General features: G+C 62.5%; 12 protein-coding genes. All 12 read left to right on the forward strand.

Annotated elements, in window-relative coordinates; genetic code table 11:
- Window positions 1-233: 233 nt before the first annotated feature.
- The 12 genes from apbC (at window position 234) to WA904_RS21875 (ending at window position 12,433) form a co-directional block, all read left to right on the forward strand.
- Window positions 234-1,325, forward strand: coding sequence for an iron-sulfur cluster carrier protein ApbC (gene apbC / locus WA904_RS21820; RefSeq protein WP_425199222.1), 1,092 nt, complete (start codon window positions 234-236; stop codon window positions 1,323-1,325).
- A 253-nt stretch (window positions 1,326-1,578) separates the two neighbouring features.
- Window positions 1,579-2,172, forward strand: coding sequence for a DUF3305 domain-containing protein (locus WA904_RS21825; RefSeq protein WP_425199223.1), 594 nt, complete (start codon window positions 1,579-1,581; stop codon window positions 2,170-2,172).
- On the forward strand, window positions 2,165-2,854 hold the full coding sequence (locus WA904_RS21830) for a DUF3306 domain-containing protein (RefSeq protein WP_425199224.1): 690 nt from the start codon (window positions 2,165-2,167) through the stop codon (window positions 2,852-2,854). Before WA904_RS21825 ends, WA904_RS21830 begins: the two co-directional genes overlap by 8 nt.
- Window positions 2,784-4,871 carry a 4Fe-4S binding protein gene (locus WA904_RS21835; RefSeq protein WP_425199225.1) on the forward strand — a complete coding sequence of 696 codons (2,088 nt, stop codon included), beginning with the start codon at window positions 2,784-2,786 and terminating at the stop codon, window positions 4,869-4,871. Before WA904_RS21830 ends, WA904_RS21835 begins: the two co-directional genes overlap by 71 nt.
- A gap of 4 nt (window positions 4,872-4,875) precedes the next feature.
- Window positions 4,876-5,496, forward strand: coding sequence for a TorD/DmsD family molecular chaperone (locus tag WA904_RS21840; RefSeq protein WP_425199226.1), 621 nt, complete (start codon window positions 4,876-4,878; stop codon window positions 5,494-5,496).
- 219 nt (window positions 5,497-5,715) lie between these two features.
- Window positions 5,716-5,922 carry a formate dehydrogenase gene (locus WA904_RS21845; RefSeq protein WP_425199227.1) on the forward strand — a complete coding sequence of 69 codons (207 nt, stop codon included), beginning with the start codon at window positions 5,716-5,718 and terminating at the stop codon, window positions 5,920-5,922.
- Between the two features lie 40 nt (window positions 5,923-5,962).
- Window positions 5,963-8,938, forward strand: a complete 2,976-nt coding sequence (locus WA904_RS21850) for a formate dehydrogenase subunit alpha (RefSeq protein ID WP_425199228.1) — start codon at window positions 5,963-5,965, stop codon at window positions 8,936-8,938.
- A 4-nt stretch (window positions 8,939-8,942) separates the two neighbouring features.
- Window positions 8,943-9,566 carry a formate dehydrogenase FDH3 subunit beta gene (gene fdh3B, locus WA904_RS21855; RefSeq protein ID WP_425199229.1) on the forward strand — a complete coding sequence of 208 codons (624 nt, stop codon included), beginning with the start codon at window positions 8,943-8,945 and terminating at the stop codon, window positions 9,564-9,566.
- Window positions 9,563-9,784, forward strand: coding sequence for a hypothetical protein (locus tag WA904_RS21860; RefSeq protein WP_425199230.1), 222 nt, complete (start codon window positions 9,563-9,565; stop codon window positions 9,782-9,784). The genes fdh3B and WA904_RS21860 overlap by 4 nt, the downstream gene beginning before the upstream one ends.
- A 10-nt stretch (window positions 9,785-9,794) precedes the next feature.
- Entirely contained in the window at window positions 9,795-10,988 is a 1,194-nt protein-coding gene (locus WA904_RS21865; protein WP_425199231.1) for a formate dehydrogenase subunit gamma, read from the forward strand.
- 14 nt (window positions 10,989-11,002) lie between these two features.
- A complete protein-coding gene (locus WA904_RS21870) occupies window positions 11,003-11,386 on the forward strand; it encodes a hypothetical protein (protein WP_425199232.1) in 384 nt (127 codons plus the stop codon).
- A 63-nt stretch (window positions 11,387-11,449) separates the two neighbouring features.
- Window positions 11,450-12,433, forward strand: a complete 984-nt coding sequence (locus WA904_RS21875) for a formate dehydrogenase accessory sulfurtransferase FdhD (RefSeq protein WP_425199233.1) — start codon at window positions 11,450-11,452, stop codon at window positions 12,431-12,433.
- The last annotated feature ends 14 nt before the right edge of the window (window positions 12,434-12,447 follow it).

The raw sequence follows: 12,447 nt of genomic DNA on the forward strand, positions 1-12,447 counted from the left end.
GGGCGGCAGGCGTCGACCGCCTGCCGGCGCAGGACCTGGCCCGCTTCCTGGATGCTTTTGGCGCGACCCGCTGGGGCGGACCTTGAGTCGCGGTCATGGCCGGGTTGTCAGGTCATCGCCGGCCTGCCTGCGCTCGCTCCGGCATTGGCTTAGACTTCAGCCCAACCCGCCGCCGCGCGGCGCGCGTCGGTGCGGCCGGCTCGCCACCCCAGATTCAATCGGAGATTCCCCAGATGGCTGTAGAACAACAGGCAATCCTGAACGCCCTGCAAGGCGTGCTTGACCCCAACACCGGCAAGGATTTTGTCAGCACCAAGGCGCTTAAAAACCTGCAGATTGCCGGCGGCGACGTGTCCTTTGATGTGGAGCTCGGCTACCCGGCCAAAAGCCAGCTCGCCGGCATCCGCAAGCTGCTGATTGCCGCCGCCAAGGGCGTGGCGGGCGTGACCAACGTGTCGGTCAATGTGAGTTTCAAGATCGCCAGCCACAGCGTGCAGCGCGGCGTGCAACTGCTGCCCAATGTGAAAAATATCGTGGCCGTGGCCTCCGGCAAGGGCGGCGTGGGCAAAAGCACCACCGCCGTCAACCTCGCCCTGGCCCTGGCCGCCGAAGGCGCGCAGGTGGGCCTGCTCGATGCCGACATCTACGGCCCCAGCCAGCCCATGATGATGGGCATCGAGGGCCGCCCCGAAAGCGTGGACGGCAAGAACATGGAGCCGATGGAAAACTACGGCATCCAGGTCATGTCCATCGGTTTCCTGGTCGCGCAGGACGAAGCCATGATCTGGCGCGGCCCGATGGCCACGCAGGCGCTGGAGCAACTGCTGCGCCAGACCAACTGGAAAGACCTGGACTACCTGATCGTCGACATGCCGCCCGGCACCGGCGACATCCAGCTCACGCTGTCACAGCGTGTGCCCATGACGGGCGCGGTGATTGTCACCACGCCGCAGGACATCGCGCTGCTCGACGCGAAAAAAGGCATCAAGATGTTCGAGAAGGTCGGCGTGCCGATTCTCGGCATTGTCGAAAACATGGCAGTCCATGTGTGCAGCAAATGCGGCCACACCGAGCACATCTTCGGCGAAGACGGCGGCAAGAAGATGGCGGCCGACTACGGCATGAGCTACCTCGGCGCCTTGCCGCTGGACATGCAGATTCGGCTGCAGGCCGACAACGGCCGGCCCACCGTGGTGGCCGACCCGGACGGCGAAGTCGCCGGCATCTACAAGGCCGTGGCGCGCCAGGTGGCCATCACGATTGCCGCCAAGTCGAAAGATTTTTCCGCCAAGTTCCCGACCATCACGATATCGAAAGACACTTGAGCCTAGAAACCGCAGTTGACCGCTCGAAATCGCTGGGCAAGCCGCATGAACACTTACTTCTTCAGGCACGAACACCGTCACTATGGGGGTGACAGCGCTACGCACCCGATTGAGCCCTTGGCGGCGCGCCTGGCTGCGTTGCTCCGCCTTGCAGGCAGTAGCCTGCCGCGTTGTCACGTCTTGCCAGACGCGCCGCCAAGGGCCCACTCGAATGCGTTCAACTGCAGTTTCTAGGCTGAACCGGACTCCATTCATGGCACACCCTGGCTTTCTGCTGCAATCACCCGAGACGGACCCGGTCGTTCGCAGGCCTTGTGTAGCGGTGGCGGTTGTCATGCGCCGCGAGCGCATCGACAACCGCTGGCAGCCGTGGCGCTGGTCGCTCGCCGACATCGTGCCGCATGAAGAAGGCTTTGGCACGCAGCCGCGTCTTCTCCTCAAGGATGACCAGGAGGAGCGCTGGCTGCATCCGGGCTTCAGGGTCGAGCTGTTCACCGACGATGCCGAGGGCTACTACCTCAACATCACCACTCCCCAGCCCTGCTTCTGGGTGGTCTGGCGCATGGAAGAAGAAACTGCGCTGGCGGATGAACCGGTCGCGGTGCCGCAGACCGTGACGCTGAGTTACCACGATGCCGGGCGCTGGCTGGACGCGCAGGAAACCGTGGAACAGGTGGCGGCGCCGCGTGACGTGGTCGAGTGGATGCAGGCTTTTGTGGATGCGCATTACGTGCTCGAAGCCAAGCGCCGGCAGCGCCCGCAGAGCTTCAAGCCCCTGCAGGACAGGTTCGGCAACCCCGCGCGGGTGAGCACCGACAAGAAGTGGGGCGGAGGCGGCCATGGCTGACGACGAAGCCCGCGGATTCCTGGGCCGGTGGGCGCGGCGCAAGACGGATGCCCTGCAGGGCAAGCCGCTTGACGAGCCTGTTGCGCCCGTCGTTCCACCAGCGGCCAAGGGCAATGAGACCCGGTCTTCAGGTCCGGCTCCGACGGAGCCTGCAACTTCGCCGGCCGATGCCGCTGTGCAGCCTGAAAAAAAGCTCCTGACGCTGGAGGATGTGAAACTGCTGACCCAGGACTCTGACTTCAAGCCTTTCATGGCCGGTGATGTCGGGCCCGAAGTGCGCAACGCCGCCATGAAAAAGTTGTTTGCCGATCCGCACTTCAATGTGATGGACGGCTTGGACATCTATATTGACGACTACTCGAAGCCCGATCCCATTCCCGAGTCCATGCTCCGGCAAATGGTGGGCGCCAGGTTCCTCAATCTGTTTGACGATGAAGACAAGGACAAGCAGGCAGCGCCGGTTTCTTCGCCGCGGGAAAGTGCGAATAACCCCACGGATGAAACCATGGCACAGTCCTATGAAAATCCGGGCATAAGCGATCCGGCCCGTCCTCCTGACCCTTCCAGCCAACCCGAGTTACCGACCGACTCCGGTGCCAGCCACGAAAACCATGCCCACACTGATTTGCGACTGCAACCAGACGATGCCCCTCCAGCCCCAGACGCTGGGCGCGACGCTTGATGAAAAACTGACCCTGCATTCAGCGCTGTGCCGGCGCGAGGCGGGCGCCTTCCAGAAAGCAGTTCAGTCCGGCGATGACGTGGTGGTTGCCTGCACCCAGGAGACACGGCTTTTCGCGGAACTGGCGCAACAAACCGAGGGAGCCACCTCGGTGATCAAGTTTGTCAACATTCGCGAGACCGGAGGCTGGAGCCGGGACGCTGCCCAGGCCAGCCCCAAAATCGCGGCCCTGCTGGCGGTCGCCCATTTGCCGGACGCCGAGCCCGTGGCCACCGTGACCTACAAAAGCACGGGCCGTCTGCTCATCATTGGTGAGCTCGATGCGGCCGAACGCGCCGCCGGCTTGCTGTCGGACGCACTGGATGTCACGCTGTTCAGTCTGGGGACGGGCCGCGACGGTGGTCTGCAGGAGCGGCGCTACCCGGTACTGGCCGGCCAGATCCAGCGCCTGACCGGCTGGCTCGGGGCGTTCGATCTGCATTGGGAACGCAACAATGCGATCGATCTGGACCTGTGCACGCGCTGCAATGCCTGCCTGTCCGTCTGTCCGGAAGGAGCGATCGGCTTCGACTACCAGATCGACAACGCCCTGTGCAAATCGCACCGGGCATGCGTCAAGGCTTGCGGCGTGGCCGGAGCCATTGATTTCAGCCGCGCGTCCGAGGCCTTGAGCGAGAAGTTTGACCTGGTGCTGGATTTGCGGGCTACACCGGCCTTCACGCAGCATGCCTTGCCCCAGGGCTACTTCCGCTGGGACGGCCAGGACAGCCGCACCCTGATCACCCTGCGGTCTCTGGTCGGCGAGTTTGAAAAACCAAAATTTTTCAACTACAAGCAAAAACTCTGCGCCCACAGCCGCAATGAAAAAACCGGCTGCACCGCCTGCATCGACGTCTGTTCAGCCTCTGCGATCAGCAGCCAGCGCGAGCGGCAGCAAATTGTTGTCAACCCCAATCTCTGTGTGGGCTGCGGTGCCTGCACCACGGTCTGCCCCAGCGGCGCACTCACCTATGCCTATCCGCGTCCGGCAGAGCAGGGCACGAAGATCAAGACCTTGCTGGGTACCTACACCCGGGCCGGCGGCAAACAGGCGGCCCTGCTGCTGCACAGTCAGGAGGCGGGAACGCGCCTGCTGGGTGACCTGGGCCGCCTGGCGCGGCTCGATCCGGCCGCGCGCGGCGTGCCGGCGCGGGTTTTGCCCCTGGCCTTGTCGCACACCGTTTCGGTGGGCCTGGAGTTGTGGCTGTCGGCCATGGCCTATGGTGCTTCGCAGGTCTGGGTGCTCATGACGGACGAGGAGGCGCCGCAGTACCGCGATGCCGTGCGCGAGCAGATGGATGTGGCGCAGGCCATTCTCAGCGGCCTGGGTTATCAGGGCGAGCATTTCCGGATTTTCCAGGCGAAGGATGCGCGTGACCTGGCCGCGCTGGATGCATGGTTGCAAGCGCCTGCGGCCCAAAGCGTGGCGCAGGCGGCTGGTTTTGCAGTACAGGCCGACAAGCGCGCTACCCTGGAGCTGGCACTCGACAGCCTGATGACGCAAGCCCCTGCGAAGCCCGAGGCGATTGCCCTGCCGGCGGCCGGTTCGCCGTTGGGCACGCTGGCCATCAACACGGACGCCTGCACCCTGTGCCTGAGTTGCGTCAGTGCCTGTCCCGCCAGTGCGCTGCAGGATAACCCCGAACGGCCCCAGCTCAAATTCATTGAAAAAAACTGCGTACAGTGCGGCCTGTGCGCCATCACCTGTCCGGAGGACGCCATCACCCTGCAGCCGCGTCTGCTGCTCACGCCGCAGCGCAGGGAAGCCCGGGTGCTCAATAAAAGCCAGCCTTACCAGTGCATACGCTGCAGCAAACCGTTTGGCACCCTGAAGGCCATCGAGTCCATGCTCGGCAAGCTGGCCGGCCATGCGATGTTCCAGGGCGCCGCGGCCGAACGCCTGAAAATGTGCAGCGACTGCCGCGTGATCGATATCTACTCGGCCGACAACGAAATCAAGATCACCGACATCCGCTAAATCCATGAACCAGCCAGCCCAACTCGTGTCGTCCGCGCTGGACGAAGAAACCGCACGCGCCGAGGTGTATGGCCTGCTGGCCGCACTGTTTTATGCGCCGCCGTCCGCCAGCCTGGTCAGCAACCTGCGTGTGGCCGTGACGGAGGCGCCGGCAGCAGGCGCGCTGCTGGAGGCTTCATGGAGCGAACTTGTCGGCGCGGCCCGCAAGCTGTCTGACGAGGAGATCGCGGCGGAATACGACATGCTCTTCGGCGGCATCGGCAAGCCCGAGGTTTACCTGTTCGGCTCCCATTACCTCAGCGGGTTTCTCAACGAAAAACCGCTGGCGGCGCTGCGCACGGACCTGGATGCGCTGGGCCTGGCGCGCGACGAAGCCATGTCCGAAACCGAGGACCACATCGCCTACCTGTTCGAAGTCATGCGTTACCTGATTGCGGGTGACGACGTGGAGGTGGCCAACCTGACACGCCAGCGCGAGTTTTTTGCGCGTCACCTCCAGCCCTGGGCGAGCATTCTGTGCGACGCGGTCAGCACCCACCCGAAGGCTGATTTTTACCGCTGTGTGGCGGGCTTCACCCACACATTCCTCAGCGTTGAAACCCAGGGGTTTGACATGCTCGCCTGAGCTGCCTGCCCGCCGTTTCTCAAAATGCGACACTTTCTCCTGCTTCGGTCCGATTGGTGCAACCAAGGTCAAAACTATGATGCCCTATCGTTTTCCCCTAGGCGTTGTATTTGGTGTTGCACGGTCATTGTCGGGTGCGCGGGTCTGACGTAAAGTACACCCAGTCAGTAAGTATGCAAATTACTTCATAACTCATAGCAAGCATCCTTGGAGGTCACCATGCAGGATAGCCAGCCAAAACCCTCGCGCCGGGGTTTCTTTTTCGGCGCTGCCGCCACCGGCGCTGTTGCCGCCGTGGCAGTCGCCCTGCCAGGGGTACAAGCGCCCGAAGCAGCCGTCCAGGAGCCCAAGCCGGCGCCTGAAAAAGGCGGCGGGTATAGCCTCTCGGATCACGTCAAGCGCTACTACCAGACCACGCGCATCTGACATCTGAATTTCCCCCGTTTCCCTTCTTACGGAGAGCTCCATGCTGCTCACGAAAAAAATCCAAGGTATTCATGGCGACCCGGCGCAGCGCGCGGGATCCGCACGTTTTGTACAAAGCCTCTCGCGTGGCCTGTCCCATGCCTTGCCCACCATGGACCGCCGTGCCTTCCTGCGGCGTTCGGGTCTCGGTGTCGGCGTCGGACTGGCCGCCACGCAACTGACGCTGGTTAAAAAAGCCAGGGCCGCCACGCCGGCGGCAGGCGATGGCAGCGGAAAAATTGAAGTCAAGCGCACCGTGTGTACACATTGCTCGGTGGGCTGCGCGGTCGATGCGGTCGTGGAAAACGGTGTGTGGGTGCGCCAGGAGCCGGTGTTCGACTCCCCCATCAATCTCGGGGCGCATTGCGCCAAGGGGGCTGCACTGCGCGAACACGGCCACGGCGAATACCGTCTGCGTTATCCGATGAAGCTGGTCAACGGCAAGTACGAGCGCATCAGCTGGGACACGGCACTCAACGAGATCACTGCCCGCATGATGGAGCTGCGCAAGGCCAGCGGCCCTGATTCGGTGTACTGGGTCGGATCTTCGAAGCACAACAACGAGCAGGCCTACCTGATGCGCAAGTTCGTGAGCTTCTGGGGCAGCAACAACTGCGACCACCAGGCGCGCATCTGTCACTCCACCACGGTGGCCGGTGTGGCCAACACCTGGGGCTACGGCGCCATGACCAACTCGTACAACGACATGCAGAACAGCAAGGTCGCCCTGTACATCGGATCGAACGCCGCGGAAGCCCATCCGGTGAGCCTGCTGCACATGCTGCATGCCAAGGAAACCGGCTGCAAGATGATCGTGGTCGATCCACGATTCACGCGTACGGCCGCCAAGGCCGACGAATACATCCGCATCCGCTCCGGCTCGGACATCCCGTTCCTGTTCGGCATGCTGTATCACATCTTCAAGAACGGCTGGGAAGACACCAAGTACATCAACGACCGGGTCTACGGCATGGACAAGGTCAAGGAAGACGTGCTGGCCAAGTGGACGCCGGACAAGGTGGAAGAAGCCTGCGGCGTGCCGGAGGCCCGGGTACTCATGGCCGCCGAGATGATGGCCAAAAACCGGCCGTCCACCATCGTCTGGTGCATGGGCCAGACGCAGCACACCATAGGCAACGCCATGGTTCGCGCCTCCTGCATTCTGCAGCTGGCCCTTGGCAACGTTGGCGTGTCCGGCGGTGGCACGAATATTTTCCGTGGCCACGACAACGTCCAGGGAGCCACCGACGTTGGCCCCAACCCTGATTCGCTGCCAGGTTATTACGGCCTGCTCGAAGGCTCGTGGAAACACTTCGCCAAGACCTGGGGCGTGGACTTCGACTGGATCAAGGGTCGCTACGCTTCGCCCGCCATGATGGGCAAGCCCGGCATCACCGTCTCGCGCTGGATCGACGGTGTGATGGAGAAAAACGAATTCATCGACCAGGACGCCAACCTACGGGGTGTGGTGTTCTGGGGCCATGCGCCCAATTCCCAGACCCGCGGCCTGGAGATGAAGCGCGCCATGGACAAGCTGGACCTGCTGGTGGTGATCGATCCCTATCCCTCCGCCACGGCAGCCATGGCTGCCATGCCCGGCAAGGCCGAAGACCTCAACCCCAACCGCGCGGTGTACTTGCTGCCGGCGGCCACCCAGTTCGAGACCAGTGGCTCCGTGACGGCCTCCAACCGTTCCCTTCAGTGGCGTGAAAAAGTCATCGAGCCGCTGTGGGAAAGCCGTAGCGACCACATGATCATGCACCAGCTGGCCGAGAAACTGGGCTTCGCCAAGGAGCTGTCGAAGAACTACAAGATGCAGAAGGTCAAGGGCATGGACGAGCCCGTGCCGGAAGACATCCTGCGCGAGATCAACAAATGCGTCTGGACCATCGGCTACACCGGGCAAAGCCCGGAGCGCCTGAAGGCGCACATGCGCAACATGCATTTGTTCGATGTCAAGACGCTCAAATCCAAAGGCGGCAAGGACAAGGAAACCGGCTACGACACCACCGGTGACTATTTCGGCCTGCCGTGGCCGTGTTATGGCACGCCGGAAATGAAACACCCCGGCTCCCCCAACCTGTACGACACCTCCAAACATGTCATGGACGGCGGCGGCAACTTCCGCGCCAACTTCGGCGTGGAACGCGAGGGCAAAAACCTGCTGGCAGAAGACGGATCCTGTTCCAAAGGAGCGGACATCCAGACCGGCTATCCCGAATTCGACCACTTGCTGGTGAAAAAACTCGGCTGGTGGGACGAACTGACCGATGCCGAAAAGGCAGCCGCCGAGGGCAAGAACTGGAAGACCGACTCGTCGGGCGGCATCATCCGGGTCGCCATGAAAAATCACGGCTGCCACCCGTTTGGCAACGCCAAGGCGCGCGCCCTGGTGTGGAATTTTCCCGATGCGATTCCTCAGCATCGCGAGCCACTGTACGGCAACCGGCCCGACCTCATGGCCAAATACCCGACACACGATGACAAGAAGGCTTTCTGGCGTCTGCCGACGCTGTACAAAACCGTGCAGCAGAAAAACATAGCCGACAAGGTGCACGAGAAATACCCCTTGATCATGACCTCGGGGCGGCTGGTGGAATACGAGGGCGGTGGCGAGGAAACCCGCTCCAACCCGTGGCTGGCCGAGCTGCAGCAGGAGATGTTCATCGAGATCAACCCCAAGGTTGCCGCGGAAAAAGGGATACGCAACGGCGAGCGTGCCTGGGTCAGCACCCCGACCGGGGCGCGTATCAATGTCCAGGCGCTGGTCACCGAACGGGTGGGGCCGGACACCGTGTTCCTGCCTTTCCACTTTTCCGGACGCTGGCAGGGCGCCGACATGCTGGCCTATTACCCCAAGGGTGCGGCGCCGGTGGTGCGCGGCGAGGCCATCAACACGGCCACGACCTACGGTTACGACAGCGTGACGATGATGCAGGAAACAAAAACCACAGTCTGCAACGTGGAAAGGGCATAACACCATGGCAAGAATGAAATTTGTCTGTGACGCCGAGCGTTGCATCGAATGCAACGGTTGCGTCACGGCCTGCAAGAACGAAAACGAAGTTCCGTGGGGCGTCAACCGCCGCCGTGTGGTCACGCTCAATGACGGGGTGCCCGGCGAAAAATCGATCTCGGTGGCCTGCATGCATTGCAGCGATGCGCCCTGCATGGCGGTTTGCCCCGTCAATTGCTTCTATCGCACCGAAGAAGGCGTGGTGCTGCATGACAAGGACGTCTGCATCGGCTGCGGCTACTGCTCCTACGCCTGCCCCTTCGGCGCACCGCAGTTCCCGTCGCAGGGCACGTTCGGCGTGCGCGGCAAGATGGACAAGTGCACCTTCTGTGCCGGTGGACCCGAGGCGAACGGCAGCCAGGCCGAGTTCGAAAAATACGGCCGCAACCGGCTGGCCGAGGGCAAGCTGCCGGCGTGCGCCGAGCAGTGCTCGACCAAGGCCTTGCTGGCCGGCGACGGCGATGTGGTTGCCGACATTTTCCGCAACCGTGTCGTGCAGCGCGGCAAGGGCGCTGAAGTGTGGGGCTGGGGTACGGCTTACGGGTCCAAGCAGGCGGGCAAACCCCCTGCCAACGGAGTCAAATCATGATGCGTCTTGTATTCCTCACGGTCACCGCCATGGCGCTGGCCGCCTGCGGCGAAAAGCCGCAGACTGCCGCTGGGGTCAAAAGCGACGCCCCGGCGTTCGAGGGCACCAGCAACGCGTACAACGCCCCGGGCTGGAAAGCCGGCGACAAGACCGCCTGGGAGCAGCAGCTCAAGACCCGCGCACAGGCCGGCCAGAACGAATACAACCGCGTGAAATAAGGGAGTTCACATGCAACGCCCATCGCGAATTCTGGCGGCATTGTTTTTCGTGGCCTCTGGCTGGTCTGCGGCTGTTCTGGCACAGCCTGCAGCAGCACCGGCCACAACCCCCGCACCTGCAGCAACTGCCCCGGCAGCGGCAGCACCTTCTGGCGGTATCCAGAGCGCCAATATCTTCGAGGTCAAGCCCGAGGCGAGTGCTGATCCGAAATATGCCGAGCAGACCAATGGCGAGCGCGCCAGGGTACAGCCCGGCAACAACGCCCCCATGTGGCGCCAGGTCGGCACGGGTGTGACGGGTTACAGCAGCCTGCCCAAAAGCGAAGCGCCCGAAGCCGGCAACCTGATCCAGCCTTTTGTGCAGTACCCCGGCTCCCGCCTGACCAACGCCGGTGAAGCCTGGCGGCAGGTGCGCGACAACTGGCTCATCCCTTACGGCGGGTCCTTGCTGCTGATCGTGATCGGTGCCATCGCGCTGTTTTACCTTGGCAAGGGGCGCATCAATCTGCACGGTGCAGAAACCGGCCGCAAGATCGAGCGTTTCACACCTTTCGAGCGTTCGGCGCACTGGTCCAACGCGATTGCGTTCAGCATTCTGGCCATCTCCGGCATCGTGATGGCCTTCGGCAAGTTTTTTCTCCTGCCGATCATGGGCGCCACTCTGTTCGGCTGGTTGACTTATGTACTCAAGACCATGCACAACTTCGCCGGGCCACTGTTTGCGGTGTCCCTGGTGATCGTGTTTTTCACTTTTGTCCGCGACAACCTGCCCAGCCGCGGCGACATCGGCTGGCTGCTCAAGGGCGGTGGCCTGCTGTCTGGCAAGGAAGTGCCATCGCACCGTTTCAATGCGGGCGAAAAACTTTTGTTCTGGGGCGGCGTGTTCTTGCTGGGGCTGATCGTGGTGGGTTCGGGACTGGTGCTCGACAAACTGGTGCCCGGACTGCTTTATGTGCGCGACACCATGCAGGTGGCGCACATGGTGCATGCCGTGGCTACTGTGCTCATGATGGCGTTGTTCATCGGCCACATCTACCTGGGCACCATCGGCATGCAAGGCGCCTACGACGGCATGAAAACCGGCTATGTGGATGAAACTTGGGCGAAGGAACACCACGAATACTGGTATGACGACGTGAAAGCCGGAAAAATTCCTGCCCAACGCAGTGAGTCTGCGCCGCCCAGCCAGACCGTACAGGCATAACGAGGAGCTTTCGTATGAAGAAACTTTTATTCGCGGGCTTGCTGGTGGCGGCATCATCGGTGACGCTGGCTAAACTCCCCGCACTGAGTGACGAAGCCAAAGCGAAGGCTGCGGAGGCGGCTGCCAAGGCTGCATGGACCGGCAAAGTCGAGGGCTACCAGCTGTGCAAGGCGCAAGACAGGGTGGCTGCCAGTTACTACAAAACAGCCAAGGCTGCGGGAAAAGAAACCAAGCCAGCAGCAGCGCCTGCCTGCGTAGAGCCGGGACCGTTCGCCTATGTCCCGCCGTCAGCCAAGCCCATCGAGGCCGCCGGCGCACATTCGCCGTCGGCCACTGCAACCAGCCCGCCCAGCACCAGGCAGCCTGACGCTGTGGTCAATCCTGCCAAGAAACCCTGATCCCGGGTTCCACCTGAAAGCCGGCCCCGCGAGGAGCCGGCTTTTTTGTTGTAGCCTTGCTGCATGTCCTCGCCACCCTCCCTGCCTTTGCCCCGCCTGACGCTCGCCCAGGCCCCATTGACCTGCGAGATCGATGCCGTCAACGAATATGGCGAACAGCAGAAAGTCTCCATTCCCGCTGAACGCGCGCTGACGGTTTATGTGGACAAGCGCGAACTGGTCACCCTGATGACGCTGGGTGCTCACCCGGAGTTACTGGTGCTCGGCTACCTGCGTAACCAGCGCCTGGTCAGGGAGGTGAGCGATATCGAGTCCATCACGGTGGACTGGGATGTGGGTGCCGCGGCGGTCAAGACGCGCAACGGCATCGAAAACATCGAGGAAAAAACTGCTCATAAGGTCGTGACGACCGGTTGCGGACAAGGCAGCGTGTTCGGTGGTCTGATGGACGAAGTGGACCAGATCGTGCTCCCGCCCGATGCGCACATCACGCAGCGCCAGCTCTACGGTCTGGTCAATACCATCCGGATCAAGGAAACCACTTACAAGTCTGCGGGCTCGGTGCATGCCTGCGCGCTCTTTCGTGCCGGGTATGAAGATGAAGAGAGTGACATGCTGCTCTTTGTCGAAGACGTCGGCCGCCACAACGCGATTGACACCATCGCCGGCTGGATGTGGATCAATATGGCCCCCACGCTCCCCACTGCGTGTGGTTCGCTGCCCCCCGAGGGGGCGCTGCGCCTGCGGACCGGCGAAGCCGGATCCGCGGCCCTGGCTGGAAAAGAAGGGGCCGAAGGTCTGGTGTTCTATACGACGGGCCGCCTGACCAGCGAAATGGTCATCAAGTCGGCGCAGATGGGCGTGCCGATCGTCGTTTCACGCAGCGGCATTACGCAGATGGGCCACCAGGTGGCGCAGGCAGTCGGACTGTGCGCGATAGGCCGCGCGACCAATAAACGTTTTGTCTGTTATGCCAATCCGCAGCGGCTCCATCTGGAGCCTGAACTGGCAGGCCCCAAACCACGCGCAGCCGCCACAGACGCCTGAACCTCGCGTGGCAT

It is taken from the genome of Polaromonas sp., assembly GCF_049790275.1.
In the GTDB taxonomy this organism is placed as follows: domain Bacteria; phylum Pseudomonadota; class Gammaproteobacteria; order Burkholderiales; family Burkholderiaceae_C; genus Polaromonas.

Bases quoted from the DNA above. Each gene is read 5' to 3' on its own strand.
- WA904_RS21840 (WP_425199226.1), top strand. From the start codon at position 4,876: ATGAACCAGCCAGCCCAACTCGTGTCGTCCGCGCTGGACGAAGAAACC.
- WA904_RS21875 (WP_425199233.1), top strand. From the start codon at position 11,450: ATGTCCTCGCCACCCTCCCTGCCTTTGCCCCGCCTGACGCTCGCCCAG.
- WA904_RS21870 (WP_425199232.1), top strand. From the start codon at position 11,003: ATGAAGAAACTTTTATTCGCGGGCTTGCTGGTGGCGGCATCATCGGTG.
- WA904_RS21860 (WP_425199230.1), top strand. From the start codon at position 9,563: ATGATGCGTCTTGTATTCCTCACGGTCACCGCCATGGCGCTGGCCGCC.
- WA904_RS21835 (WP_425199225.1), top strand. From the start codon at position 2,784: ATGCCCACACTGATTTGCGACTGCAACCAGACGATGCCCCTCCAGCCC.
- WA904_RS21850 (WP_425199228.1), top strand. From the start codon at position 5,963: ATGCTGCTCACGAAAAAAATCCAAGGTATTCATGGCGACCCGGCGCAG.
- WA904_RS21830 (WP_425199224.1), top strand. From the start codon at position 2,165: ATGGCTGACGACGAAGCCCGCGGATTCCTGGGCCGGTGGGCGCGGCGC.
- fdh3B (WP_425199229.1), top strand. From the start codon at position 8,943: ATGGCAAGAATGAAATTTGTCTGTGACGCCGAGCGTTGCATCGAATGC.
- WA904_RS21825 (WP_425199223.1), top strand. From the start codon at position 1,579: ATGGCACACCCTGGCTTTCTGCTGCAATCACCCGAGACGGACCCGGTC.
- apbC (WP_425199222.1), top strand. From the start codon at position 234: ATGGCTGTAGAACAACAGGCAATCCTGAACGCCCTGCAAGGCGTGCTT.
- WA904_RS21865 (WP_425199231.1), top strand. From the start codon at position 9,795: ATGCAACGCCCATCGCGAATTCTGGCGGCATTGTTTTTCGTGGCCTCT.
- WA904_RS21845 (WP_425199227.1), top strand. From the start codon at position 5,716: ATGCAGGATAGCCAGCCAAAACCCTCGCGCCGGGGTTTCTTTTTCGGC.